This is a genomic window from Micromonospora sp. WMMA1976, assembly GCF_027497335.1.
GTDB lineage: Bacteria > Actinomycetota > Actinomycetes > Mycobacteriales > Micromonosporaceae > Micromonospora > Micromonospora aurantiaca.
Genome location: NZ_CP114912.1, coordinates 137,200 through 162,935, shown reverse-complemented (window position 1 = coordinate 162,935; position 25,736 = coordinate 137,200). Strand labels below are relative to the sequence as shown.

The 25,736-nt window shown below is 72.5% G+C and carries 25 protein-coding genes; 7 read left to right on the top strand and 18 right to left on the bottom strand.

Annotated features, from left to right (window positions below):
* Positions 1–4 precede the first annotated feature (4 nt).
* The 5 genes from thpR to O7546_RS00760 all read right to left on the bottom strand — a co-directional run bounded on the left by thpR (position 5) and on the right by O7546_RS00760 (position 4,493).
* Positions 5–556, bottom strand: coding sequence for an RNA 2',3'-cyclic phosphodiesterase (thpR, locus tag O7546_RS00780; protein WP_269695982.1), 552 nt, complete (start codon positions 554–556; stop codon positions 5–7).
* 4 nt (positions 557–560) lie between these two features.
* Entirely contained in the window at positions 561–1,070 is a 510-nt protein-coding gene (locus O7546_RS00775; protein WP_269695980.1) for a hypothetical protein, read from the bottom strand.
* 75 nt (positions 1,071–1,145) lie between these two features.
* A complete protein-coding gene (locus O7546_RS00770; RefSeq protein ID WP_194798890.1) occupies positions 1,146–2,432 on the bottom strand; it encodes an MFS transporter in 1,287 nt (428 codons plus the stop codon).
* Between the two features lie 68 nt (positions 2,433–2,500).
* Positions 2,501–2,950 carry a MarR family transcriptional regulator gene (locus O7546_RS00765; protein WP_194798891.1) on the bottom strand — a complete coding sequence of 150 codons (450 nt, stop codon included), beginning with the start codon at positions 2,948–2,950 and terminating at the stop codon, positions 2,501–2,503.
* 61 nt (positions 2,951–3,011) lie between these two features.
* A complete protein-coding gene (locus tag O7546_RS00760) occupies positions 3,012–4,493 on the bottom strand; it encodes an NCS2 family permease (protein ID WP_030274922.1) in 1,482 nt (493 codons plus the stop codon).
* 92 nt (positions 4,494–4,585) lie between these two features.
* Between O7546_RS00760 and O7546_RS00755 the strand changes: the two genes are divergently transcribed.
* On the top strand, positions 4,586–4,849 hold the full coding sequence (locus O7546_RS00755; protein ID WP_269695978.1) for a DUF2530 domain-containing protein: 264 nt from the start codon (positions 4,586–4,588) through the stop codon (positions 4,847–4,849).
* A 4-nt stretch (positions 4,850–4,853) separates the two neighbouring features.
* Here the strand turns inward: O7546_RS00755 and O7546_RS00750 are convergent, their stop codons facing one another.
* Positions 4,854–5,693 carry a DUF3027 domain-containing protein gene (locus O7546_RS00750; protein WP_281600354.1) on the bottom strand — a complete coding sequence of 280 codons (840 nt, stop codon included), beginning with the start codon at positions 5,691–5,693 and terminating at the stop codon, positions 4,854–4,856.
* Between the two features lie 87 nt (positions 5,694–5,780).
* On the opposite strand from O7546_RS00750, the gene O7546_RS00745 reads away from it, so the two are divergent.
* The gene (locus tag O7546_RS00745) at positions 5,781–7,397 is read left to right on the top strand and encodes an MFS transporter (RefSeq protein ID WP_194798893.1); all 1,617 of its coding nucleotides are present in this window, start codon (positions 5,781–5,783) and stop codon (positions 7,395–7,397) included.
* Positions 7,394–8,053: a futalosine hydrolase gene (locus tag O7546_RS00740; RefSeq protein WP_194798894.1), complete on the top strand. Its 660-nt coding sequence runs from the start codon at positions 7,394–7,396 to the stop codon at positions 8,051–8,053. Before O7546_RS00745 ends, O7546_RS00740 begins: the two co-directional genes overlap by 4 nt.
* Positions 8,054–8,109: 56 nt before the next feature.
* On the opposite strand, the gene O7546_RS00735 is transcribed toward O7546_RS00740, so the two are convergent.
* On the bottom strand, positions 8,110–9,093 hold the full coding sequence (locus O7546_RS00735; RefSeq protein ID WP_194798895.1) for an NAD(P)-dependent alcohol dehydrogenase: 984 nt from the start codon (positions 9,091–9,093) through the stop codon (positions 8,110–8,112).
* A gap of 116 nt (positions 9,094–9,209) precedes the next feature.
* Between O7546_RS00735 and O7546_RS00730 the strand changes: the two genes are divergently transcribed.
* Positions 9,210–9,920, top strand: coding sequence for a TetR/AcrR family transcriptional regulator C-terminal domain-containing protein (locus O7546_RS00730; RefSeq protein WP_194798896.1), 711 nt, complete (start codon positions 9,210–9,212; stop codon positions 9,918–9,920).
* 34 nt (positions 9,921–9,954) lie between these two features.
* Positions 9,955–10,785, top strand: a complete 831-nt coding sequence (locus O7546_RS00725; RefSeq protein WP_194798897.1) for a 1,4-dihydroxy-6-naphthoate synthase — start codon at positions 9,955–9,957, stop codon at positions 10,783–10,785.
* Here O7546_RS00725 and O7546_RS00720 read toward each other — a convergent pair.
* Together O7546_RS00720 and O7546_RS00715 are read right to left on the bottom strand one after the other, a co-directional pair.
* Positions 10,746–11,132: a cold shock domain-containing protein gene (locus O7546_RS00720; protein WP_030503574.1), complete on the bottom strand. Its 387-nt coding sequence runs from the start codon at positions 11,130–11,132 to the stop codon at positions 10,746–10,748. The two genes, O7546_RS00725 and O7546_RS00720, sit on opposite strands and share 40 nt — an antisense overlap.
* 28 nt (positions 11,133–11,160) lie before the next feature.
* Positions 11,161–11,784 carry an HAD hydrolase-like protein gene (locus tag O7546_RS00715; protein ID WP_194798898.1) on the bottom strand — a complete coding sequence of 208 codons (624 nt, stop codon included), beginning with the start codon at positions 11,782–11,784 and terminating at the stop codon, positions 11,161–11,163.
* 37 nt (positions 11,785–11,821) lie between these two features.
* Here O7546_RS00715 and O7546_RS00710 point away from each other — a divergent pair, with 37 nt between their 5' ends.
* Positions 11,822–14,284, top strand: coding sequence for a helicase-associated domain-containing protein (locus O7546_RS00710; RefSeq protein ID WP_194798899.1), 2,463 nt, complete (start codon positions 11,822–11,824; stop codon positions 14,282–14,284).
* A 1-nt stretch (position 14,285) separates the two neighbouring features.
* Here the strand turns inward: O7546_RS00710 and O7546_RS00705 are convergent, their stop codons facing one another.
* Together O7546_RS00705 and O7546_RS00700 are read right to left on the bottom strand one after the other, a co-directional pair.
* Positions 14,286–14,522, bottom strand: a complete 237-nt coding sequence (locus O7546_RS00705) for a hypothetical protein (protein ID WP_194798900.1) — start codon at positions 14,520–14,522, stop codon at positions 14,286–14,288.
* Positions 14,523–14,646: 124 nt separating this feature from the next.
* On the bottom strand, positions 14,647–15,522 hold the full coding sequence (locus O7546_RS00700; RefSeq protein ID WP_194798901.1) for a L,D-transpeptidase family protein: 876 nt from the start codon (positions 15,520–15,522) through the stop codon (positions 14,647–14,649).
* A gap of 216 nt (positions 15,523–15,738) precedes the next feature.
* Here O7546_RS00700 and O7546_RS00695 point away from each other — a divergent pair, with 216 nt between their 5' ends.
* The gene (locus O7546_RS00695; RefSeq protein WP_194798902.1) at positions 15,739–17,418 is read left to right on the top strand and encodes a DNA repair helicase XPB; all 1,680 of its coding nucleotides are present in this window, start codon (positions 15,739–15,741) and stop codon (positions 17,416–17,418) included.
* 46 nt (positions 17,419–17,464) lie between these two features.
* On the opposite strand, the gene O7546_RS00690 is transcribed toward O7546_RS00695, so the two are convergent.
* From O7546_RS00690 to ligD (O7546_RS00660), 7 genes are all read right to left on the bottom strand, one after another.
* Positions 17,465–20,371 (bottom strand): hypothetical protein, encoded by a 2,907-nt coding sequence (locus O7546_RS00690; RefSeq protein ID WP_269695972.1) that lies wholly within the window; start codon positions 20,369–20,371, stop codon positions 17,465–17,467.
* A gap of 149 nt (positions 20,372–20,520) precedes the next feature.
* On the bottom strand, positions 20,521–21,480 hold the full coding sequence (locus O7546_RS00685; protein WP_194798904.1) for a zinc metalloprotease: 960 nt from the start codon (positions 21,478–21,480) through the stop codon (positions 20,521–20,523).
* 92 nt (positions 21,481–21,572) lie between these two features.
* Positions 21,573–21,893: a hypothetical protein gene (locus tag O7546_RS00680; protein WP_194798905.1), complete on the bottom strand. Its 321-nt coding sequence runs from the start codon at positions 21,891–21,893 to the stop codon at positions 21,573–21,575.
* The gene (locus O7546_RS00675) at positions 21,886–22,743 is read right to left on the bottom strand and encodes a GNAT family N-acetyltransferase (protein WP_281600353.1); all 858 of its coding nucleotides are present in this window, start codon (positions 22,741–22,743) and stop codon (positions 21,886–21,888) included. The genes O7546_RS00680 and O7546_RS00675 overlap by 8 nt, the downstream gene beginning before the upstream one ends.
* A 321-nt stretch (positions 22,744–23,064) precedes the next feature.
* On the bottom strand, positions 23,065–23,763 hold the full coding sequence (locus O7546_RS00670) for a TIGR03089 family protein (RefSeq protein WP_194798907.1): 699 nt from the start codon (positions 23,761–23,763) through the stop codon (positions 23,065–23,067).
* A 77-nt stretch (positions 23,764–23,840) separates the two neighbouring features.
* Positions 23,841–24,755, bottom strand: coding sequence for a non-homologous end-joining DNA ligase (ligD, locus tag O7546_RS00665; protein ID WP_194798908.1), 915 nt, complete (start codon positions 24,753–24,755; stop codon positions 23,841–23,843).
* Positions 24,745–25,683 (bottom strand): non-homologous end-joining DNA ligase, encoded by a 939-nt coding sequence (gene ligD, locus O7546_RS00660; RefSeq protein ID WP_281600352.1) that lies wholly within the window; start codon positions 25,681–25,683, stop codon positions 24,745–24,747. The genes ligD (O7546_RS00665) and ligD (O7546_RS00660) overlap by 11 nt, the downstream gene beginning before the upstream one ends.
* Positions 25,684–25,736: the final 53 nt, after the last annotated feature.

Sequence of the window (25,736 nt, the reverse complement as noted above, 5' to 3'; positions counted from 1 at the left end):
AGCGCTACAGCGGCCAGGTGGCGACTCGGGTGTGGCGGGTGGGCGGGCCTGGATTGCTGTGGACCAGGGTCAGGCGGTCGGCGGGCCACTCCGGGCCGGTGTAGTCGTCCAGGGTCGCCAGGTCGGCGCGGAGATCGGGCTCGGGCACCCGGTCGCCGGGGCGGGCGATGGTCAGATGCGCCCGGAACGGCTTGTCGTCGCAGGGCAGCCCGGCCTCGCCCAGCCCGTCGCGGATCGACAGGGCGAGCGCGTCGAGCACCTCCACCTCGCCGCGCACGTCGACCCAGAGCACTGTGGACCGGCCCGCACCGAAACTGCCGCCGCCCGCCAGACGCAGCAGTGGGGAGCGAACCGTCCGGGCAGCCGAGGCGAGCGCGTGCTTCACATCGGCCAGCCGGTCGTCCGGCACTTCGCCGAGGAAGGCGAGCGTGAGGTGCAGGTTCGCCGGGTCGGCCAGGCGGGCGTGGCGGGCGGACGCGACCCGTAGGCCCTTCATCCGGGCGGTCAGGTCGGCGACCGCCACGGCAGGTGGGTAGATCGCCGCGAAGAGACGCACCCGGTCAGCGGTGCCGCTGGTGGTGCGCGGCGCGGGCGGCCGGCAGGGTCAGCCCGGCGGCGTGCAGCAGCCCTTCGACGCGTACCCGTTCGATCTCCCGGTCGACGCCGTCCAGCTCGGCCAGGTGTTCGGCGATGCCGAGCGCGTGGCAGGCGGCGCGCAGCCGTTCGTCGTACGCCTCGATGACCGCGCCGTGCCACACCACGCTGCGGTCGGCGGCGGCGAGCCGGTGGCCGCCGAGCCGGCGCAGGTCGGTGGCGAGTTGTTCCAGCGAACGGCGGCCGTCCTTGTCGAACTCGGTGAGGTCGATGTCGCGGGTCAACGCCTCGGCCTCGATGGCGCGGTCGAGCCGCGCGATGGTACGGCGTTCCCGGCGCTGCTCCCGCCACTCGGCCCACCCGCATGCGACCCGGTCGATGATCTCGTCAGCGCAGAACAGCAGCGCGAACAGGGCGGGCAGGCAGCAGACGGCGAGGATCGCCAGCGCCAGCAGCACTCCCTGCCCCACTTCCACACATCGACGCTAAGCCCTGCCGCACCGGCCCGCCACCCGTTTGGGTAATCGGACCGGTACGACCGGCTATCGGGGCTACTTCGCCCCGGGCGACACCACGTAGAAGCGGGGCATCGGCAGCACCCGCATCCGCAGGCGGGCGCCGGAGCGGCGCAGCTGCCAGGTGAGCGCCAGCAACGCGGCGGTCAGCGAGATCAGGCCGCCGGCCCAGATGCTCGCGCCGGCGCCGTACTTCTCGGCGACCCAGCCGATCAGCGGCGCGCCGACCGGGTTGGTGCCCAGGAACACCAGCACCCACAGCGCCATCACCCGTCCCCGGAAGGACGCGTCGACACCGAGCTGTACGCGCTGGTTGGCGGCCTGGGCGAAGTAGATCATGAAAAACCCGGCGGGCAGCAGCAGCGTCACGACCAGCCAGTACGCCGGGGCGAGCCCGACGAGCGTGCCGAAGACCGCGCAGCCGATCGCGGCACCGAGCACGAGCCAGACCGAGGGCCGGCTGCGCCGTCCGGTGCCGGCCAGCGCCCCGACCAGCGCACCGACCGCGAGCGCGGTGCTGAACAGGCCGAACGAGGCGGCGCCGGTGTTGAACACGGTCTTCGCCAGCGCGGCGAGGGTGAGCTGGAAGTTGAACAGGCTCATTCCGATCACCGACATGAGGACCATCGGCAGCAGGATGTCGGGGCGGCGTGCCACGTACCGGAGGCCGTCGACCACCCGGGCCTGGTCCCGCTCACCGACCGGCGGCAGGTCCTTGCGGTGCAGCTCGTCGGTACGCATCCGGACCACGTTCACCAGCGGGGCGATCGAGCTGAGCGCGGTGACCAGGAAGACCGGGCCGACGTCGACGACGGCGATGGCCAGGCCGGCGACGGCGGGGCCGACGATCCGGGCGGAGTTGAACACTGCCGCGTTGAGCGAGAGCGCGTTCGGCAGCAGCGGCATGCCGACCAGCTCGGAGACGAACGCCTGGCGGACCGGCGTCTCGACCGCGTTGGAGACGCCGAGCAGGGCGGCGAACGTGAAGACGTGCCAGAGCTGCACCAGGCCGGTGAGGACCAGGATGCTCATGGCCAGCGCGAGGACGGTCCAGAACGCGTTGGCGACGAAGAGCAGCATCCGCTTGTCGTAGCGGTCGGCGAGCCGGCCGGACAGCAGCGTGAGCAGGAGTACGGGCGTGAACTGCAACGCGGTGACGACGCCGAGCGCGGTCGCGGAGTTGTCGCTGAGCTCGAGGACGAGCCAGTCCTGGGCGATGAACATCATCCAGACGCCGATCAGTTTGATCAGCTGTCCGGTGGCGAAGAGCCGGTAGTTACGGACTCGTAGGGACTGGAACATCGTGCTCAGCTTGGCCTGCACTCTAGGTGCGCCTCCTTGCGTCGGTACGCTTCATCCACAGCTGACGAAGCGAACCGCGGGCGGCGGTGTCAGGCGCGAGCGATGCCCTGGAGGATCTCCGCTGCACGCCGTAGCGTTTCGCGTTCGTCCTCGGTCAGCGCGGCCAGCCGGGTGGCCAGCCACTCGTTGCGGGCCCGCTCGAACTGGTCGAGTACGGCCCGTCCCCCTTCGGTCGCCGCCAGGATGACCTGCCGTCCGTCGGTCGGATGGGGGGTGCGCTGCACGAGGCCGCGCTCCTCCAACTTCGCGACGATCTTCGTCATCGTGGGCGGCTGCACCCGTTCGACATCAGCGAGTTCCCGTGGCGTGAGGGCGCCCGCCAGATTGAGGCTGGTGAGCGCCGACAGCTGGGTGACCGTGAGGTCTCCGACCGGCCGGGCTTGTCGGACCCGCCGGTTGAGCCGGGTGATCGCATCTCGCAGCTGAGGAGCCAGCTGCGCCGGTGGCACGCGTTTCGCCGTCACCGTCCGCTCCGTCACACTAGTTAGCTTAACTAATGAGCCTGGCTAACGACATGCGTTATGACCAGGCTCACCAGCGTCAGAGCAACACGGACTCGACCGGCCCGCGCAGGAAGTACACGATGAACAGCACGGCGACGCCGTACAGGAGCGGGTGGACCTCGCGGGCCTTACCCTTGGCCACCTTGAGCAGCACGAAGCTGATCACGCCGGCCCCGATGCCGTTGGAGATCGAATAGGTGAACGGCATCAGCGCGATGGTGAGGAACGCCGGGATGGCGATCTCGTAGTCGGTCCAGTCGATCGTGCGGACCGCCGTCATCATCAGGAAGCCGACCACCACCAGCGCCGTCGACGCGGCCTCGAACGGCACGATCAGCGACAGCGGCGCCAGGAACATGGCGAGCAGGAACAACGCGCCGGTGACCAGGTTGGCCACGCCGGTCCGGGCACCCTCCGCGACACCTGCGGCGCTCTCGATGTACGACGTGTTGCTGGACACCGAGGCGGCACCACCTGCGGCGGCGGCGATCGAGTCGACGAGCAGGATCTCCTTGGCCTTCGGCGGGGTGCCCGTCTCGTCGAGCATGTCCCCTTCCTGGCCGATCGCGACCATCGTGCCCATCGTGTCGAAGAAGTCCGTGATGAGCAGCGTGAAGATGAACATCAGCGGCACCAGCCAGCCGACCCGGCTCCACGAGTTCAGCACGTTGAACTGGCCCAGCAACGACAGGTCGGGCAGGTCCACGATCTGTTTGGGCAGCTCGGGCACGTTCAGCGCCCAGCCCTTCGGGTTCGGCTTGCCGTCGACGAAGGACGGGCCGACGTTGGCGATCGCCTCGACCACGATGGCCAGCACGGTGGAGGCCAGGATGCCGATCAGGATCGCGCCGCGGACCCGGCGTACCACCAGGACCAGCGTGATCAGCAGGCCGACCACGAAGACGAGCATCGGCCAGCTGACGATCTTGCCGTTGATGCCAAGCCCCACCGGCACGGTGGAGTTCGCGGCGTCCGGCACACGCCGGACGAAACCGGCGTCGACCAGGCCGATGATGGTCAGGAACAGACCGATGCCGACGCCGATCGCGGTCTTGAGCTGCGTCGGCACCGAGCGGAACACCGCGGTACGCAGGCCGGTGAGCACCAGGATGCCGATCAGCACACCCTCGATGACCACCAGGCCCATCGCGTCCGCCCAGGTCATCTGCGGCGCGATCTCGTAGGCGACGAGCGCGTTCACACCCAGGCCGGCCGCGAGCGCGATCGGGAACCGGGCCACCACGCCCATCAGGATGGTCATCAGGCCGGCGACCAGCGCGGTCGCCGCGGCGAGCGCCGGAATCGCAAGCGAACGGCCGTCGCCGTCCTTCCCGCTGCCCAGGATCAGCGGGTTCAACACCACGATGTACGCCATCGTGAAGAACGTGGCGAAGCCGCCTCGCAGCTCCCGGCTCAGCGTGGACCCGCGTGCCGAGATCAGGAAGTAGCGGTCGAAGGCGTTACGTGGATGCGCGGGATCGGGCGGCGTGCCGTGATCCGGCGGCGGGGCAATGGACATGGTTCCTCATCTGGTCATCGGCCGGGTTTTGTCGCGCGCATCGTCCCAGATCACCTGGCCGGCAGGGAAGAACGATCACGTAGGCTGGGCCGGTGTCACAGGAGCAACAGCCGCGGCCGGAGCCGCTCGACCCGCCGATGGTGCCGTTCGCCGTCGCCGGGCTGATCGCCTGGGCGGTGGCCGGCCTGGTGCTACTGATCTTCTTCCGGGACTGGCTCACCGAGTCCGGGCGTCAGAACTGGCTCTGGACCTGCCTGGCCGGTTTTCTGTGGGGCTTTCCCGGCCTGGCGGTGATGATGCGGCACGACGCCAACCGGCGTCGCCGACGCACTGCCGCCGCGCAGCGACGGCGCTGACCCGTCAGGGGTGGCCGTACGGCTCCGCCGGCTCGGCCGACTCCACCGAGCCCGGTGCCCGGCTGACGGTCATGGCCTCGACCGCGCTGTCGTCGTAGACGGTCGGCAGCTCGTCGACGGGCGACTCGGCCACCTCGACCAGGGTCTCCGAGTGCGCGCCGCACCCGTGGTCGGCACTCACCACCCGGCCGTCGTCCGGGGCGAAGAAGTTGCCGCAGGCGCCGAAGGCCAGGCGTAGCGAACCGGCGAGCGGCAGGTAGAAACCGCAGGTGCCGCAGCGGGCGGCGGCCGGCGCGGCGACCGAGATCGCGGCGTCCGGGCCGTGGTCGCCGTCGTACCAGCGCTGGGCGGCCTCGGCGCGGCCCTCCCGGGACAGCACCCGGGGCCGGCCCAGGCCCAGCTCCCAGGCGGTCTCCTCGACTGCCGGGTCGTCGGAGAGCAGGTAGCCGGGGGCGAGCCGCTCGTCGTCGGCAGGGGTGGGCAGCAGGTCGCCGGGGCCCAGGTCGCCCGGCTTGAGCCGCTCCTGCCACGGCAGCCAGCCCGGGGCGAGCAGCGCGTCCGGGCCGGGCAGCAGCACCGTCTCGCAGATGGTGACGTGCCGGCTGCGCGGCACCCGGGTCACCGTGACGGCCCAGCGCCAGCCGCGGTAGCCGGCCATCCGGCATTCGAAGTAGTGGGTGACGACCCGATCGCCCTCGGCGACCGCTTGGAGATGATCGCCGATGTCGGTGGGCTCCACCTCGGTGATCGCGTCGCGGGCCACCTCGACGGCGGCGGCGCAGACCTGGTCGAGCCGGGGAGCGCGGGCGGAGGCGGGCCTGGTCACCGGACCATTGTTCCCCATGCCCGTCCACGGGCGACAGGCACTCCCCGGAGTCTTTCTCTCCGGGTGATGCGGCGCACGTGGAAAGGATGGGCGAGGATGGGACGCATGGCGCTGTCCTCCCGCTCCGGCCGCTCCTTCCTCGGGCGGACCGTCGGCACCGGCATCCGCGCCACCCGGCTGCTGCTGCGGGGCTCGATGCACGGCGGGCGCTGGATGACCCGGCGGGCCGGGACCGCCCGGGCCCGCAGCGCCGGCAACGAGGTGGGCATGGTCCGCCTGTTCGACCTGCACGCGCTCTCCTGCGCCGGTGACACGCTCATCGCGATCGGCCTGGCCGGGACGATCTTCTTCGACGTGCCGCTGGGCGAGGCGCGCAACAAGGTGGCCCTCTACCTGCTGGTCACCATGGTTCCGTTCGCCATGCTCGCCCCGGTGGTCGGCCCGCTGCTCGACCACTTCCGCCACGGCCGGCGGTACGCGCTGGCCACCACCATGCTCGGCCGGGCGTTCCTGGCCTGGTTGATCTCCGACTACATCGGCAGCTTCGGGCTCTATCCGGCGGCGTTCGGCGTTCTCGCGCTCTCCCGGGCGTACGGCGTGGCCCGCTCGGCGGCTGTCCCCCGGCTGCTTCCGGAAGGGCTCGGGCTGTCCCAGGTCGGGGCGCGCGCGAGCGTCTACGGCACGGTGGCCGGCGCGCTCGTCGCGCCGATCGGGCTGGCCGCGTTCTGGTTCGGGCCGCAGTGGCCACTGCGGGTCGCCTCGGTGATCTTCCTGATCGGCATGGTGATCTCGCTCCGGCTGCCACCGAAGGCCGACTCCGAGCCGCCGGAGCGGATGCCGCACCCGCTGCGCGCGCTGCGCCGCCGTGACGGCGAGCGCCCGCTGGGCCGGGGTCGCCCCAGTGGCCGGCTGGTGATCGCCACGCTGATCGGCGCGGCGGCGCTACGCGGGCTCTACGGCTTCCTGCTCCTGTTCCTGGCCTTCGCGATCAAGGCCGGTGACCTGACCACCGACTTCTTCGGCCGCGACCTCGGCGCCCAGGGCGCGCTGGGCCTGGTCGGCGGCGCGCTGGCGGTCGGCACGTTCCTGGCCACCGCGCTCGGCACCCGTCTGCGCATCCACCGGCCGACAGCGCTCCAGTCCAGCGGCACGATCGTGGTGGCCGGTGTGGCGGTGCTCGCCGCGCTGAAGTTCTCGCTGCCGATGGTGGCGCTGCTCTGCCTGGTGGCCGCGATGATGAGCGGGATCGCCAAGCTGGCGGTGGACGCCTCGATCCAGGAACGCATACCGGAGCGGCTGCGCGCCAGCTCGTTCGCGCACTCGGAGACCGCGCTGATGCTCGCGTTCGTAGCAGGGGGCGGGCTCGGGCTGGTGCCGTTCACCGGCCTGATCGGGGTGACTGTCGCCGCCGCGGTGGCCGCGCTGGTGGCCGTACGCGGCGTGCTCGTCGCCGGCAAGCTGCGCGGCGAGCACCTGGCCGGCCGGCCGCTCGGCGACGAGGAACTGGCGGCGGAGCAGGCGACCCGCGACGAGAAACCGGCCACCACCTCGTTCGACGACCCGGCGCCCACGTCACCGGCGCCCCAGCGTTCCGGCCCGCCGCCGGACGACGACGGGCTGGCCCCGCCCGGCTTCCACATCTACCGGCCGTCCTCCTCGGTGGGCGGGCCGGGCGGCGTCGAGGACACCGAGCGGCGCGACCCCCGGGGGCCGGTGGCGTGACCGGTCTGCTCGTGGTCACGGCCGTGCCGGCCGAGGCCGAGGCGATCCGTGCCGGCCTCACCGCACCGGCAGCGCCGGACGTGACTGTGCTGCCGGTCGGGGTCGGCCCGGCCGTCGCCGGTGCCGCCACGGCACGGCTGCTGGCGCTGGCCGAGGCGGCCGGGCGGCCGTACCGGGCGGTGGTCAGCGCCGGCATCGCGGGAGGGTTCGTCGGCCGGGTAGCGGTGGGCGGCACGGTGCTCGCCGACCGCAGCGTCGCGGCCGACCTCGGCGCCGAATCACCCGCCGGCTTCATCCCGGTCGAGGACCTGGGCATGCCCCCCGAGTTGCTGGGCGGCGGCCGGATCGTGCCCGCCGACCCGGGCCTGCTGGCCCGCCTGCGCGCCGCGCTGCCCGGGGCCACCGTCGGCACTGTGCTCACCGTCAGCACGGTGACCGGCACCGCCGCCAGCACGGCGGAGCTGGCCGAACGGCACCCGGACGCGGTGGCCGAGGCGATGGAGGGGTACGGCGTGGCGGTCGCCGCCGCCCAGGCCGGTGTGCCCTTCGCCGAGCTGCGGACCGTCTCCAACCCGATCGGCCCGCGTGACCGGAGCGCGTGGCGGATGCGGGAGGCGTTCGCCGCGCTCACCGCCGCGGCGGCCGCCCTCCACTGATCCCGTCCACCTGTGGACAACCCTGTGGAGAAGTCGGCGGGCTGGGGACGGCGGCGTCAGATCGTGATGACGACCTTGGCGCGCGCGTGCTCGGTTTCGAGGTAGCGGACGGCCTCGGGCACCTCGCGCAGCGGATGGGTCCGGTCGACCACAGGGGTGAGCCGGCCCGCCTCGGCGTGCTCGCGCAGCACGTCGAGGTGCGCCCGGCCGGGTGAGGTGGCGAGGACGACGACGCGCTGGCTGATGACCGGCGCGAGCAGCCGTCCCCGCGCCAGCAGCCCGATCGGGCCGAGCAGGCTGCCGCCCCGGTAGACGCCGCCGCCGGAGAGCACGAGTGTCCCGTCCGGCGTGAGCGCCCGCCGCAACGCGGCCAGGGAGCGGTTGCCGACCAGGTCGAACACCACGTCGTGGCGGCGCCCGCCGCGGGTGAAGTCGTCGCGGGTGTAGTCGACCACGTGGTCGGCGCCCAGGGAGCGGACCAGGTCGACGTTGCGGGTGCGGCACACGCCGGTCACCGTCGCGCCGAGCGCCTTGGCCAACTGGACGGCGAGCGTGCCGACGCCGCCCGAGGCCCCGTTGATCAGGACGTGGTGGCCGGGCCCGACCTGCCCGGCGTCGCGCAGGCCCTGGAGCGCGGTGACGCCGGCCAGCGGCAGGGCCGCCGCCTGCGCCGGGGTCAGGTTCGTCGGGCGCGGCGCGACCAGGTGCTCGGGCACGCAGACGTACTCGGCGAATGCGCCGTCGGCCTCGCCGAGGTCGCCGAAGACGGCGTCGCCGGGGCGTACGTGCCGCACCTGGGCGCCGACGGCCTCGACCCGGCCGGCGACATCGCGGCCACGGATGCGGGCGCGGGGCCGAGTGAGGCCGAGCGCAAGCCGCGACAGCCGGGGGTCGCCGCGCATGACGTGCCAGTCGTACGCGTTCACGGCTGCCGCCTCGACCCGCACGAGGACGTCGCCGGGGCCGGGTTCGGGCGTCTCGACATCGGCCAGCGCGAGTGTCTCCGGGGGGCCGTACCGGTCCTGGACGATCGCCTTCATGTCGCACTCCTCCCAGGTGTACGGCGTACACCTTCATGAGTACAAGGCTAGGTGTACGCCGTACACCAGTCAAGGCGGTTACTGTGTCAACGGCCTTCGGGAGGACTGGGGACGACATGGCGGAGCAGACGGAGACGGCGCGAAGGGCACCCCTGACCAGGGATCGCGTCCTGCGTACCGCAGTCGTGCTCGCCGACCGGACCGGCATCGAGTCGCTGAGCATGCGCAACCTCGCGCAGGACCTCGGCGTCGTGCCGATGGCCCTCTACAAGCACGTGGCGAACAAGGACGAACTGCTCGACGGCATGATCGACATCGTCGTCGCGGAGATCGACCCGCCGGTGCCCGGCGACTGGAAGCAGGCGATCCGCCGACGCATCCTGTCGGCGCGGCAGATGCTGCTCCGCCACCCCTGGGCGTCGCTGGCGATCGAGTCCCGGACCACGCCGACCCCGGCCGTCCTGGCGTACCTCGACTCGACAGTCGGCGCGCTGCGGGCGGGCGGGTTCTCCACCGACCTGGCCCATCACGTCATGCACGCGCTGGGCAGCCGGGTGCTGGGCTTCAGCCAGGAACTGTTCGACACCTCCCGGCAGGCCGGCCGGTCCGGCGCGACGGTGCCCGAGGCGCCGGCCGATCTGCCACCGGAGGTGGCCGACCGCTTCCCCAACCTCGCGGCCATCGCCACCGCCGCGTCCCACGACGACGACTCGGTGGTCGGGCCGGGCTGCGACGACCAGTTCGAGTTCGAATTCGCGCTGGACCTGCTGCTCGACGGCATCGAGCGGCTGCACCGGACCGGCTGGACGTCACACCGGACGCCGTGACGGGCCGCCCGGCCGCCGGGGTTACGGTGGGACCGTGGCGCTCTCCCTGGCGATCTCCCCCTGCCCCAACGACACGTTCGTCTTCGACGCCCTCGTGCACGGCCGGGTGCCGGGCGCGCCGGCGGTCGAGGTGACCTACGCGGACGTCGACGTCACCAACACCGCCGCCGAGCGTGGGGCGTTCGACCTGGTGAAGGTCAGCTACGCGGCGCTGCCGTGGCTGCTCGACGACTACCACCTGCTGCCCTGCGGCGGCGCGCTGGGCCGGGGCTGCGGCCCGCTGGTGCTGACCCGTGGCGACCGGACCGACCTGTCCGGCGCGACGGTGGCGGTGCCCGGCGAGCGGACCACCGCGTACCTGCTGTTCCGCCTCTGGGCGGCCGGCCAGGCACCGGCGCGCATCGAGGTGGTGCCGTTCCACGAGATCATGCCGGGCGTGGCCGCCGGCCGGTACGACGCGGGCCTGGTCATCCACGAGGCGCGCTTCACCTACCCGCGGCACGGGCTGACCGCCCTGGTCGACCTGGGCGAGTGGTGGGAGGGCGACACCGGGCTGCCGATCCCGCTCGGCGCCATCCTGGCCCGCCGGGGCGCCGTCGACCCGGTCGAGGCCGCCACCTGGATCCGCGAGTCGGTACGCCAGGCGTGGGCCGACCCGGCTGCGAGCCGCGAGTACGTCCTCGCGCACGCGCAGGAGATGGAGCCCGACGTGGTGGACCGGCACATCGGCCTCTACGTCAACGAGTTCACCGCCGACCTGGGAGAGGCCGGCTTCGCCGCCGTGGAAGCGCTGCTGGGCCGGGCCGCCGACGCCGGGCTCGTCCCTCAGACCTCCAGCTCGCGCGCCACCGCGTGGACCAGCTGAGCGATCTTCTGGGAGGTCTTCCGATCCGGGAAGCGCCCCCGGCGCAGGTCCGGCTGGACCTTCGCCTCCAGCACCTTGATCATGTCTTCGACCAGGCCGTGGAGTTCCTCGGCCGGCCGGCGGCGCAGCTCCGCCACGGACGGCGGCGCCTCCAGCAGCTTGACCCCCATCGCCTGGGCGCCCCGCCGGCTGTCCACCACGCTGAAATCGACCCGCTGGCCACCCTTCAGGTCGGCGACACCCGCCGGTAGCGCGCCCTTCGGCAGGAACACGTCGCCACCCTCGTCACTGGTGACGAACCCGTACCCCTTGGCGGCGTCGTACCACTTCACTCGACCCGTCGGCACCTGTTGAACCCCGCTCCACTCGAACCGTCTACCCCTCCAAGGCTAGCCCGATGATCCGGTCCAGCGCCCTCGGGAATTCGACGAGATCATCAAGCACCAGGTACGCCCCGGCCTCGGTCAGTTCGTCGGCCGAGCACGGGCCGGTCGCCACTGCCACGCCCGGGATTCCCGCGGCTCGCGCGGCGGCCATGTCGGCCACGTGGTCGCCCACGTACAGCGTCGCGCCGTGCTCGCGCAACGCGACCGCCTTCTGCTCGGCGAACACGTCCCCGGCCAGCTCGTCCACCGGTAGTCCGAGGTGGTCCAGGTGCAGCTTCGCCAGCCGGCCCATCTTCGCGGTCACCACCATCGTCCGGCCGTCGCGCGCCTGCACCGCGCGCAGCGCGGCCTCCGCACCCGGCATCGGCACGGTCGGGGTGATCGCGTACGCCGGATAAAGCTCGCGGTAGAGCGTCACCGCCTCCTCGACACGCTCCGGCGGGAACCAGTGCGCCAGCTCGGTACGCAGCGGCGGGCCCAGCCGGGAGACGGCCAGATCCCCGTCCACGTGCACACCCGTGCGCGCGGTCAGCGCCCGGAACGCGGCGGCGATCCCGGGACGGGAGTCGACCAGGGTCATGTCGAGGTCGAAGCCGACCATCAGCGGAGACATGCCGAGAACCTACCCAGCGGGCTAGCGTGGTACGACGATGACCACCTCACTCGCCGACCACCTGCGGGCCCTCCCCGACGACTCCCTCGCCGCGCTGCTCCAGCTGCGGCCGGACCTCGTCGTGCCGGTGCCGGCCGACGTGTCCGCCCTCGCCCTGCGCGCCCAGTCCCGGGTCTCCGTGGCCCGGGCGCTCGACGGGCTGGACCAGTTCACCCTCCAGATCCTCGACGCCGCCCGCCTCACCCGCGGCCCCGAAGGCGCCACCTCCACCGACCAGATCCTCGCCCTGGCCACCGCCGGGCCGCACCCACCCGCGCCGACGGCGGTCCGCGCCGCCGTCGACCGGCTCCGGGCGCGGTTCCTGCTGTACGGCCCCGAACACGACCTGTGCGTGGCCGGCGGCATCGACGAGGTGTCCCCGTACCCGGCGGGGCTGGGCCGACCGGCGGCGGAGCTTGATCCGCGCGCGGCGGCGCTCTGCGCGGACCCGGCGAAGCTGCGGCGGACGCTGCTGTCCGCGCCGCCCTCGGCCCGGGCGGTCCTGGACCGGCTCGCCGCCGGGCCACCGGTCGGGACCGTGGCCCCCGGCGCGCTGGAGGCCCCCGCCACCGGCGCCGAGGACGTGCTCCCGCCCGACCTGGTGAACGGCGGCGCACCGACCGGATCCCCGATCCGCTGGCTGGTCGAGCACCGGCTGCTGGTCCGGATGTCCGGCGGCCGCAACGGCACCGTCGAGCTGCCCCGCGAGGTGGGGCTGGTGCTGCGCCGCGACGCCGGTCCGCTCGGCCCGCTGCGCACCAGCCCGCCGGTGGTGTCCGGCCCACCGCGCGAGGTCAAGTCCGTCGACTCGGCCGGGGCCGGGCAGACGATGGAGGTGGTCCGGCACACCGAGGCGATGCTGGAGGCGCTGACCGCGGAACCGGCACCGGTGCTGCGCTCCGGCGGCGTCGGCGTCCGCGACCTGCGGCGGCTCGCCCGTGGCCTCGGGCTGGACGAGCCGACCACCGCGCTGCTGTTCGAGGTGGCGTACGCGGCCGGGCTGACCGGGGAGATGGAGCTGACCGGCGCGGTCACCACCCGGTACGGCGGCGACCAGCAGATCCTGCCCACCGGCGGGTACGAGGTGTGGCGCGCGGTGTCGCTGGCCCAGCGCTGGGAACAGCTCGCCCGCGCCTGGATGTCGATGCCCCGCCAGGCCGGCCTGATCGGGCAGCGCGACGACCGGGACCGGCCCATCTCGGTGCTCTCCGCCGAGGCGGAACGAGCCGGTGCGCCGGCCGCCCGTCGTGCGGTGCTCGCCGTGCTGGCCGACCTGACACCCGGCACCGCCCCGACGCCGGAGGAGGTGCTGGAACTGCTGGACTGGCGCGCGCCCCGGCGGGCCCGGGGGCGGGAGACGGCGCACCGGGAGGTGCTCGCCGAGGCGGCCACGCTGGGCGTGACCGGGCTCGGCGCGCTCACCTCGTACGGGCGGCTGCTGCTCGCCGAGCTGACCGAGGCCGACGAGCGCGGTGACGACCCGCTCGGGTTGCGCTCCGACGCCGAGTCGGGCGACGCCTCGACGACGGTACGGGCGCTGGACGGGCTGCTGCCCGCCCCGGTCGACCACGTGCTGGTGCAGGCCGACCTGTCGGTGGTGGTGCCCGGCCCGCCCGACCCGGCGCTCGCCGCCGAGCTGGACGTGGTGGCCGAGCACGAGTCGGCGGGCGGAGCCAGCGTGCACCGGGTCACCACGGGGAGCATCAGGCGGGCGCTCGACGCCGGCTACACCGCCGACGACCTGCACACGCTGTTCCGCCGCCGCTCGCGTACCCCGGTGCCGCAGGGCCTGACCTATCTGGTCGACGACGTGGCCCGCAAGCACGGTGGCCTGCGCGTCGGGTCGGCCGGCGCGTACGTGCGCAGCGACGACGAGGCACTGCTCACCGAGGTGCAGGCGGACCGGCGGCTGGAGCCGCTGGCGTTCCGCCGGCTCGCGCCGACGGTGCTGGTCACCCCGTACCAGGTCAACCGGATGCTCACCGCGTTGCGCGACGCCGGGTACGCCCCGGTGCCAGAGGACGCCAGCGGCGCGACGGTGCTGGCGCGCCCGAAGACCCGGCGGGCGCCGGCGCGTACCGCGATCGGTCGTGCGGTCGATCCGCTCGCCACGCCGAAGCTGCCGATGCCCCGCCTGCTCGGCGTGGTCGAGCAGATCCGCCGGGGCGAGGCGGCGGCCCGGGCGGCGCGGCGGGCCCCGGCGGTGGTCCGCGGCGCCCCGGCGGCGGGCGGCCCGGCGCCCGTGTCCGGGCACGGCGACGCGCTGGCGGTGCTCCAACAGGCGGTACGGGACAAGGCGCTGGTCTGGGTGGGCTACGTCGACGCGCACGGGGCGACGGCGTCCCGGCTGGTCCGGCCGGTGTCGATCGGTGCCGGTTACCTGCGCGCCGAGGACGACCGGACGGAGATGCTGCACACGTTCGCGCTGCACCGGATCACGGCGGCAGTGCTGGAGGAGTGAGCTACTCGCCGTTGCGGCGCAGCGTGCCGATCACCGACACGGCCAGCAGCAACGCGAACGCGGTACCGGCCGCCTCACCCACCGAGTCGACGAAGCCCTGCTGCTGCACGAACAGCCCGAACAGGAACCAGCCGAACACCCCGGCGGCGGCGGCCGCGTAGGCGAGCACCACCGCCGTGGGCACCTCCTGCTGCCGCGTCCGTTCGTCCTCGGGAAGCACGTCCTGGTCAACGGTCATGGCAGTCCCTCCCCGTCCCGGCATGGACCCGGCTTCCAGGGTTACACCAACCGGATCGCGCGGACAGGGGTTAAAACCCTGATCCGGGCGGTCCGGTCACGGGTGGGGCGGGTTCCGGGCGGGCTCAGGTGCCGGGGCGGCGGCCGATCACGACCACGCGGGTGCCGACCGAACCCAGCTCCCAGAGGCGTACCGCGTCGCGGTGCAGCAGGTTCACGCAGCCGTGCGAGCCGATCGCGCCGTTGTGCAGGTAGGTGGTGGTCTCGTGGAAGCCGATCCCGCCGTTGAACTGCTGCCAGTACGGCAGCCACACCTCGTACGGGTTGGACCACTCGCGCGGGTTCTTCCGCCCCACCGAGTACGTGCCGGCCGGGGTGGCGTACCCGGACATGCCGGTGCGGGTGACCGTCGGACCCATCACCACCTTCCCGCCGCGCATCGCCCAGACCGTCTGCCGGGTCAGGTCGACGCAGAAGGTGAGCCGGGAACCGGCCCTGCACCGCGCGGTGTCGGTGGCGGCGAGCCGCTTCGCCACGTCGTACGTGGTGGGACCGGCGCGACCGGAGGACGGGCTGATCCCGTACCGGATCTGGAACTTCTTGATCGCCGCGCAGTCGGCGGCGGACTGCTCGCCGTCCACGGTCAGCGTCCCGAAGCCGCCCAGCCGCGTCAGGTACGTCTCCACCGCCCGCTGGTGCTCCCCCTGCGGGCACCCGGCGGACGCGCTCGGCTTCGGCTTGGGCTTCGTCGTCTTCGTCGCCTCCGGCGACCGGGAGGGTTTCGGCGAGGCCGTCCGGCTCGGCTGCGCCGACGGGGACGTGACCGGCTGCTCCGGCATGGGCGACGCGCTCGCCCCCGATGCTCCCTCCGTCAGCCCGACCGGGCCGGGGGTGCTGCCCCCGGCGCCTTCCGCCTGCGGATCGAGCGCGCAGGCGCCGACACCGACCAGCACGACCACCGCCAGGGCGGTGGCCCGTGCGAGAAACCGGACACGCTGCATGGGCCCTCCCTGGACAGTCGTCCCGCTTGCTAGACGTGTGGGACGAGTATGACGTTGCCTGTCCAGCGAGACTTTTTTGCGGCGCCCTCCGGCGTGCAACACTGGATGGTCGGCCTGCGGCAGGTCAGCCGGGGTGTGGACGGGATGCCGGGCGACCGGGTTCCGGGCGACGAGTTTCCGGGCAGCGGGTTCCGGGCGATGCGAGAGGACGCTGGCGTGAGCGGTGGACCACTGATCGTGCAGTCGGACAAGACGCTGCTGCTGGAGGTGGATCACCCCGACGCGCAGGCGTGCCGGATGGCGATCGCGCCCTTCGCCGAGCTGGAACGTTCCCCCGAGCACGTGCACACGTACCGGCTCACGCCGCTGGGCCTGTGGAACGCCCGAGCCGCCGGCCACGACGCCGAGGGCGTGGTGGACTCGCTGATCAAGTACTCCCGCTACCCGGTGCCGCACGCTCTGCTCGTCGACGTGGCCGAGACGATGGACCGGTACGGCCGGCTCCAGCTCGCCAACGACCCGGTGCACGGCCTGGTGCTGCGCGCCCTGGACCGAGTGGTCCTGATCGAGGTCGCCAAGAGCAAGAAGCTCGCCGGCATGCTCGGCGCCAAGATCGACGACGACACCGTCGCGGTGCACCCGTCCGAGCGGGGGCGGCTCAAGCAGGCGCTGCTCAAGCTGGGCTGGCCGGCCGAGGACCTGGCCGGGTACGTGGACGGCGAGGCGCACCCGATCGAGCTGGCCGAGTCCGGCTCCGACGGCGGCAAGCCGTGGACGCTGCGGTCGTACCAGCGGGAAGCCGTCGAGGCGTTCTGGGCCGGCGGGTCCGGCGTGGTGGTGCTGCCCTGCGGCGCCGGCAAGACGCTCGTCGGCGCGGCGGCGATGGCCGAGGCGAAGGCGACCACGCTGATCCTGGTCACCAACACGGTGGCGGGACGGCAGTGGAAGCGCGAGCTGATCGCCCGCACCTCGCTGACCGAGGAGGAGATCGGCGAGTACTCGGGCGAGCGCAAGGAGATCCGCCCGGTCACCATCGCCACGTACCAGGTGCTCACCTCGCGGCGCGGCGGCGCGTTCACCCACCTGGACCTGTTCGGCGCCCGCGACTGGGGCCTGGTCGTCTACGACGAGGTGCACCTGCTGCCCGCGCCGATCTTCCGCTTCACGGCGGACCTCCAGGCCCGCCGCCGGCTCGGCCTCACCGCGACTCTGGTACGCGAGGACGGCCGCGAGGGCGACGTGTTCAGCCTGATCGGCCCGAAGCGGTACGACGCGCCGTGGAAGGACATCGAGCAGCAGGGTTGGATCGCCCCGGCGGAGTGCACCGAGGTACGGGTGACGCTCACCGACGCCGAGCGGCTGGCGTACGCGACGGCGGAGGCGGAGGAGCGCTACCGGATGGCGGCGACCGCCCGCACGAAGCTGCCCGTGGTGCGGGCCCTGGTGGAGCGGCACCCGGACGAGCAGGTCCTCGTCATCGGTGGGTTCCTCGACCAGTTGCACCAGCTCGGCGAATACCTGGACGCGCCGATCGTGCAGGGCTCCACCACGAACAAGGAACGCGAGCGGCTGTTCGACGCGTTCCGCTCCGGCTCGTTGCGGACCCTGGTGCTCTCGAAGGTCGGCAACTTCTCCATCGACCTGCCGGAGGCGGCGGTGGCGATCCAGGTGTCCGGCACGTTCGGCTCCCGCCAGGAGGAGGCGCAACGGCTGGGCCGGGTGCTGCGCCCGAAGGCCGATGGCCGGCAGGCGCACTTCTACACGGTGGTCTCGCGGGACACCATCGACACCGAGTACGCCGCGCATCGGCAGCGGTTCCTGGCCGAGCAGGGGTACGCGTACACCATCGTGGATGCCGACGACGTGCTCGGGCCGTCGCTGCCCACAGTCGACTGAGTGACGGCGGGCCGCCCGTTCCGGGCGGCCCACCGTCACCAGCGGATCAGGAGTAGTTGACCAGGAAGTAGTAGCTCGTCGTGTCGGTCCACACGCCGTCGGCGGTCCGGCCGCGCACCCGCATGCTGTACGAGCCGGCCGAGGTCGGCGTGAAGGTGGCCGTGGCGACTCCGGCGGCGTTCGCGGCCACGGTCACCGGCTGCCCGTCCTCGACTGTGTACTCGAACTCGGTCACACCCGGGCTGCCCTGGGTGAAGGTGAACTCACCGGCCACGCCCACACCGCCGGACCACTGACCGGCCGGGTAGGTGCCAGAGCTGACGAGCGGCGCCGTGCCGACCAGGAACGGATAGTCGGTCTGCGGCGTGTAGTCGCCCGCGGCGGTACGGCCCCGTACCGAGATGAGGTTGGCGCCGTTGCGGTCCATGATCACCGTGATGTCCGTGACCAGCGCATCGGGCTTCTTCGGCACGCTCTGCCAGGCGCCGCCGTTGAGCTGGTACTCGAAGGTCGTCACCTCGCTGATCTCGGTGTAGACCCCGAACGTGCCGACCGACCCGATCCCGCCACGCGGGCTGTACTCGTCGTACGCGCTGCTCACGTTCACCCGGGAGTCGCGGACCCGGAAGTAGTACCGGCGTTCCGGGCTGACCGTGCCGTCGGCCGTCCGGCTGGTGACAGTCAGCAGCGTGTAGCCGGAGTGCGCCGGCGTGATCTCGACGGTGGCCCGGCCGTCCGCGCCGGCGGCCACCACCTGCTCCTCGCCGGTGTACTCCAGCACGTAGCGGTACTCGGTCACGCCGGAGCGGCCCGGGTTGAAGGTGAACCGGCCCGTCTGCCCGGGCTGGCCGCCCTCACCGTTCTCCGGGTAGTCCTCGGACGTCACCACCGGCGCGTCGCTGACCTCGAACGTGTACGTCCGGGTCGGGGAGAAGGAACCGTCCTGGAACCGGGTACGCACCGTCAGCGTGTTGCTGCCGGAACGGTCCGGGGTGAGCGTCACCCGCGCCCAGCTGTAGTCCGGGTCGACGACCTGCTCCGGCCCGTCGTTCAGGCGGTAGAGGTAGACGTCGACGTCGGGCATGCCGGTGTCGAAGTTGAACTCACCGGGGATGCCCACGCCACCCCATGCGCCGTTCTCGTAGTAGGTGCTGGAGGAGACGTACGGCTTGGTGTCGATGACGTTGAACTGCTGCTCCTGCGTCTCCGAGACAGTGCCGTCGGCGCTGATGCTCCGGACGTTCAGCACGTGCCAGCCACCCTCGGTGGGCGTCCAGTGCAGCACCGCCGTGCCGTCCGCGGCCGCGTCGATGCGCAGCAGATCGCCACCACCGAACGTGTACTCGTACGCCACCACACCGGTCCGGCCGGGCCGGAACGTGAAGGTGCCGGGACGGTCCACCACCCCGTCGTGCTCGGGGAAGTCGAAGTCGTCCGACTCCACGGTCGGGAGGTCGCGGACCGATACGTTCTCGGTGTACCCGCCGACGAGCTCGCTCCCGGCGTAGCTGCGGACCTCGACCTTGACGAGGCCCCCCTCGGCGAACGTCACCGGGATCTCGGTCGGGCCGTCGGGGTTCACCGGCACCCGGGTCTCAGCGCCGTCGCCGATGCGGTACCCGAACTCGGTGACCCCCTCCACGTTCGTGGAGACGGCCAGCTTGCTGGGCAGCCCGATGCCGGCCATCGTCACCTCGACCTGCGGCGCGGTCGACTTCACCCGGAACTCGTAGTGGACCGTCTCGGACGAGTTGGACGCGCTGTCCACGCTGCGCACGCTCAGCGAGTCGGAGAACGAGGTCGGGGTGTATTCGAGCGTCACGTCGGCGCCGGGCGACGGCGCAGGGATGTAGTGGTACGTGTCGCCGAAGCGGCCCCAGTAGTAGCCGACCACGTCCGGCGAGCCGTTGGCCTTGAACGTGAACGTCCCCGGCACCCCCGACCCACCGTGCGGCAGGCCGTCGTTCGGGTACTTCTCCGAGGTCACCACGGGGGCGGCGGGTCGCTGCGCGTCCACCTTGACGTAGCACGGCTTGGCCCAGGCCGAGAAGTCGTACCCGTCGTACGCCCGGACGGTCCAGGCCACCACGGTGCCGTCGGGGTACTGCGACATGTCCCAGGAGAGCTTCGACAGGGCGCCGCCGTAGCTGTACCCGAACTGCTCGGCACGCTGGTTCTCGTCACCGACCGGCCACGCGGCGAACTGCCCGTTGTAGTTGTAGTCGTAGGGGTCCGCGTCCGCGCCCTTGACCATCAGCGTGTAGGAGCGCGGCCCCACGGGCTGCGGCTTCGCCGCCGTCCCGCAGGCCCACGACGGGAACTCCAGGCCGATCTGCCCGACCGTCGGCGCGTGGTTCGACTCGCTGTGGATCACCGGGAACGGGCGGAGCTTACGACCGTGCGAGAGCTTGGACTCGAAGCCGTGCGGCAGCCGGATCTCGACGGTCAGCGTCTGCTTGCCCTGATCCGCGAGCTTCTGCAGGGCGGGCATGATGTCCCAGACCAGATAGCCGGGGCAGGCCGCCTCCCCGCCGGCCTGGACCGTGCCGAGCAGTTCGCGCCGGCGCGGCGAGGACTCCCAGCTCGTGGTCGCCGTGATCGGGTCGGTGCGCCACAGCTCGACCGGCTGGGCGGTCGAGCAGTCCGCCGCCGACCGCTCCGCGATGACCAGGTCGGCCTTGTGGATGACGGTGCCGCGGAAGCGTGCGACATCGAAGGTGAAGTAGGACCGGGACTTGTGCCGGGCGCCTGCCGCATCCGTCCACGCACCGATCGGCGCATCCCCGGACGGGTTGACGAACGACTTCTTCGGCAGGTGCGAATCCGTGTAGGCCCAACCGGACTTGCTGGTGTCGCGCTGCTCGTAGGCCTGCGCCGGGCTGGTGCCGACGCTGATCAGGCCGGCACCGAGCACTATGCCCAGTGACGCGGCGAGCATTCTTCGTGCGCGCACGACGATGCCCCTTCCCCCGTAGGACAACGGCGTGCATCGCCGTCGAGTCGCCTGAGGGTATCGAAGGGGGACGACAGAGGCGTACGCCGATTCGGGTGGCCTGAGCCGACCGGGCGGACCGCATCGGCGCGGCCCGCCCGGTCCGGCGGTCAGCCCTTGCCGCTGGCGCGGAACGCGACCCAGGCGTCGCTCATCCGGTCGGCCTGGCCCGGGGTGAACATGTTCATGCAGGAGTCCTGCGTGTAGTCCATGAAGTTGTGGATCGGGTCCAGCCCCGGCGCGGTGCAGGTGTCCGCCCCGATCGGGCAGTTGAACTGCGGCGCCGCCTCACGCGGCGTGTCGGCCACGAAGTCGCCGGACGCGGAGCAGCCGTGCGCGAACGTGTGCTCCAGCATCAGCCAGTGGCCCACCTCGTGCGTGAGCGTGTCGCCGAGCGCGTACTTGCCGGCCGTACCGCCCGGCATCGACTCGTCGAGCATCACCACGCCGTCGATGTAGTCGCGGCCGTTGTTGTAGCCCTTCGGGAAGTACGCCCAGCCGAGCAGCCCGTCACCGATGTTCGCCGCGTAGACGTTCAGCGTGCGGGAGTCACCGGTGTAGAGCGCCTTCTTCATGTCCCGCTCGTTCTTGCCCGGCACCACCGTGTACCAGGCGCTGTTCACGGTCCAGGTGGTGTCCACGAGCGAGAAGCGGAACGGCGTGTCCGACGCGTCGGCCGCGGTACGACCCGCGAACGAGTCGTTGAGCACCGTCATCTGCGCCGAGATGAGCGTGTTCCAGCGGGCCTTCTCGGCCGCGCTCAGCTCGTGGTCCGAGATCATGTGGAAGATCGTCGGTACGGTGACGCTGCCGTTCGCCAGACGTGGCGAGTCCTTGATGACGCCGTACGCCTTGGCCTCGTTCGTCGAGTAGAGCTCGGGCTCCTTGGCGGTGGCGCCCTCGCGTACCCGGGCGGCGCTGTGCGTGTCGGCGCCCGGCTCACATTCGGCGGCGGCGGGAGAGGCGGTCACGGGTGCGGCCGTGGCCGCGACGGGGGCTCCGCCGGCGGTCAGGAAGGTGGCTGCGGCAGCCACGAGCACTGCCAGGTGGATCGTCGGTTTCCTGTGCATCGTTGCACCTTTCGAGAGGCATGAAAGGAGTACCGACGCGGGGTTGTCAAAGCTGCGGATCGATGACGTCGTCGTCCCGCCATAAGACCACGTCACCGGGCATCCGCAACAGCCCCCGGCGACTCGGTCGATGGCACGGCGTCGGCGATGGCGCGCGCCACGCACTCGTAGTCGCGCACCAGCGGCCCGACCAGCTTGGGGTCCGGCTCGAACGCGGCGACCAGTCCGCGTACCAGATCTCTGAGCCGATCGTCCGGGCCGAGCCGCCCCCGGTGCCGGCGGGCGACGCTGCGCCAGCGGCGCAGACCGACGTCGGCGAGCCGTTCGTGGAGCTCGGGCGCGGGCACCGGGCAGCCGTTCGCCCACAGATCGGCGAGGGCCCGCAGAATCGCCTCCCGCGTCGGGTCAGCCATGCAGATAGCGGGCGCGGCGGCCGAAGTCGCGGAAGCCGAGCCGCCGGTACAGCCCGGCGGCCGGGTTGTCGTCGTTGACGCAGAGCCATGCGGCGTCCACGCCCGCGTCGGCGAGGCCGCGCAGGACGCGCGCCACCAGGTACGCGCCGACCCGTCGCCCGCGCCACCCGGGCACCACGCCGACCTGATCGATCCAGTTGTCCAGCACGGTGACGAAGCCGGCCGCCGCGCCGTCCGGGCCGCGTGCGAGCAGCGTCAACTCCGGCCGGAAGTCCTCGTCGTCACGCAGGTCGCCCAGCCACTCGTCGGCCTCCGGCTCCACGAATCCGGGCCGATCGGCGAACGACGCGCGGTAGGCGGTGAACAGCTCCGCTCCCAGCGTCGCCGGCTCCACAGTCACGCCGTCCGGGACGGCGACCTCGGGCAGCACGTCGAGGTCGTGCCGCAGCACCCACTCCAGGAACGTCCGCGTGTACCCGCGCGCCGCGAACAACTCCTCCGCTGCCACGTTCCACGTCTCCGTGGTGACCAGCAGGCCCGCGTCGCCGGTGTGCCTCTCGGCCCAGTCCAGCAGCGCGCCGCCGAGCCCACGGCCGCGCCACGCCGGGTGCACCAGGCCGGTGGCGGTGGCGGGCGTCCGTCCCGTGCCGACCCCGACGGCCGCGACCAGGTCGTTGCCGGACCAGGCGCCGTGGGTACGCGTCTGCAGCAGCCGCGCTCGCGCCAACGGGGTACGCCCGAACAGCGGCAACCCGCCGTCAGTGGCGAGGCACGCCTGCGCCAGGCCGGTCAAGGCGGGCAGTTCTTCCTCGCCGAACTCCCGCCACACCAGCGCATCCGTCCCGCCCACGCCCACTCCCACTCCCGCCACCCCGCCCGCCCCTCACGGTCCGGCACACCGACGCAGTAGGCCCCACCCCGTCCCCCACGGTCAACCAGTTTCCCCACCCACCCACCCACCCACCCGCCCGCCCACCGCGATCTTGGAGTTGTGGCACTCACAAAGGCCGCCAAACCGACCATCTGGGCGCCACAACTCCAAGATCGGCAGAAGCGGCCCCACCGCCCTGTCGATCATGCAGTTGCCGCCCCGACAGAAGCCGCAACCCGGGCACCAGGAGGGCCGAAACCGCAAGATCGACGGGGGCTCGGGCGGGGGCTCGGGCCAGGGCTAGGGGGTGGGGGTGGCGTGGATCAGGACTGTGGCGCCGGCGGACAACGGGGCCAGCAGCCACCTCACGGGCTGCTCGTCCTCTCTCGGGTCCACCACCAGGCGGTCGCCGGGGTGCAGGTCCATCCGGGTGGCGATCTCGGCGGCCAGGCGCCGCCACGCGCCGAAGCTGGTGCCGTCCGGCGTGGCCGGGTCGGACGGGTCGACGGCGGTGTAGTCCGGCGGGTCGGTCGGGTGTCGCAGCACCTCGGCCGACCAGTCCAGCCAGCCCGGCGGCACCTCGCCGAGCGGCTCCGGCCCGGTGCCCACCAGGTAGCGGTGCGTCCCCTCGGGTACGTCCTCCAGCCAGTCGTCGAGGCGTTCCGGCGTCACGAACACCGCGTCGTACGGCCGGTCGGCACCGGGTTCCAGCACCGGCAGCCCGGCCAGGGCACGGGGACGGAACGAGACGGTCAGCCCGATCGACCAGGCGCCGAGCAGCACCGCCGCGGTACGCCAGTGCGGCGGCAGCAGCACCGCCACCCGGTCACCGGGGCGCAGCCCACATCCGTCGCGCAGCAGCCCGGCGCTGCGGGCCGCCCACTCGCCGAGCTGCGCGGCGGTCAGGTCGGTGCGTTCGCCCGTCGCGTCGTCGTGGTAGCTGAGCAGCGGGTACCCGACCGCGTCGGGCGCGACGGCGACGGCTGCCTGGTGTGCCATGCGCGAAACTCCTGTCTGCCGGTCCGCTCACCCTAACCGTCCGAGCCGCCCGTCCGGAGCAGCCGAAGCAGCCCGGATCAGCGCACGGGCAGCTCGGGACCGCCGTCGAGCAGCGGCGCCAGCAGGTCGCCCTGCTTCTCCACCCGCTTGAGCACCTCGCCGGCGGTGTACGGCCGCGTCGACGGCCGCTTCCCCGCCGCCCCGGCCTCCACCTCGTCCCAGGTCAGCGGCGTGGACACCGAGGGCACCGGCTGGGCGCGCAGCGAGTACGGCGCCACTGTCGTCTTCGCCGCGTTGTTCTGACTCCAGTCGATGAAGACCTTGCCGGGGCGCAGGTTCTTCGCCATCTTCGACACGATCAGCTTCGGGTGTGCCTGCTCCAGCTCCTGCGCGATCCGCTTGGCGTAGTCGGAGACGAGATCGGCGTCCTGCGTGCCGGCGATCGGGCAGCAGAGCTGCATGCCCTTCTTCCCCGACGTCTTCGGGTACGCCTCGACGCCGTCGGAAGCCAGCCGGTCGCGCATCAGCAGCGCCACCTGGCAGCACTGCTTGAGCGCCGCCGGGGCGCCCGGGTCCAGGTCGACGACCATCATGTCCGGGTGCGCGCCGATCTTCCACTGCGGAGTGTGCAGCTCCAGCGCGGCCAGGTTGGCCAGCCACACGAGTGTCGGGAGTTCGTCGCAGACCACGTAGTCGATGGTCTCCCGCCCCTTCGTGGACCCGGGGGCGGGCAGGTTCTCGGTGCGTACCCAACCGGGGGTCGCGGCGGGTGCGTTCTTCTCGAAGAACGAGCCGCCGTCGACGCCGTTGGGGAACCGGATCCGGGTCAGCGCGCGATCGCTCAGGTGCGGCAGCAGCACCGGGGCGATCCGGGTGTAGTAGTCGATCACCTCTCCCTTGGTGAAGCCGGCCTTCGGGAACAGCACCTTGTCCAGGTTGGACAGCTCCAGCGAGCGCCCCTCGACCTCGACCTTGAGCCGGTCAGACGGCATCGTCGACCTCCTCGGGCGGCTTGTCCGGGCGCAGGCGCAGGATGCGCGGGAAGCGCAGCCGGCCGTCCGGCGTGCGCTGGCCGTACTTGACCTCCACCACGATCCGGGGAGTTACCCAGATCGCGCCCCGGGCATCCTCGCGCGGCACCCCGGCCGCGAACGGCGAGTCGGTGGCACGCAGCGGTTCCAGCTCGCGCAGCAGTTCCCGTTCGATGGCCGCGCCGATCCCGCCGCCCACCCGCCCCCGGTAGACGAGCCGCCCGTCCGGGCCGGGCACGCCGACGAGCAGGCCACCGACGCGCCGCGCGCCGGGCCGCCAGCCGCCGACCACGAAGTCGGCGGTGACCTCCAGCTTGACCTTCACCCAGTCCGGCGAGCGCACGCCGGGCCGGTAGAGCGAGTCGACCCGCTTGGCCATCACCCCCTCCAGCCCGTGCTCGCCGGCCGCCGCGTAGGTGGCCGGGCCGTCGCCGAAGACCGGCGGCACCGCCCACCGGGCGGCGCCGAGCCCGAGCGACTCCAGCGCCGCCCGCCGCTCCCGCCAGGGCCGGGAGGTCAGGTCGACGCCGTCGAGCCGCAACAGGTCGAAGATCATGTACGTGACGGGTACGGTCGCCGCCAGCCGCGCCGCCTTGGCCGGGTTGCGGACGTGCATCCGCTCGGCGAGCGCGGTGAACGAGGGCTGCCCGTCGGTGAAGAGGACCACCTCGCCGTCGAGCAGCGCGTCGTCCACCTGCTCGGCCAGGTTGAGCAGTTCCGGGTACGCGGTGGTGATCTCGACGCCGGAGCGGGCGTAGAAGTGCCTGTCGCCGCGGGAGATGTCGGCGAGCGCGCGTACGCCGTCCCACTTGAACTCGTACGACCAGGCGGCGCCGGCCGGGAGCTGCCCGGTCGTCGCGAGCATCGGCTTCAACGGCGCGCCGGGCACCTCCTGACTGTAGTTGCGTAGCGAAGCGCGTGCGTCGCGTTCGATCGTTTGCG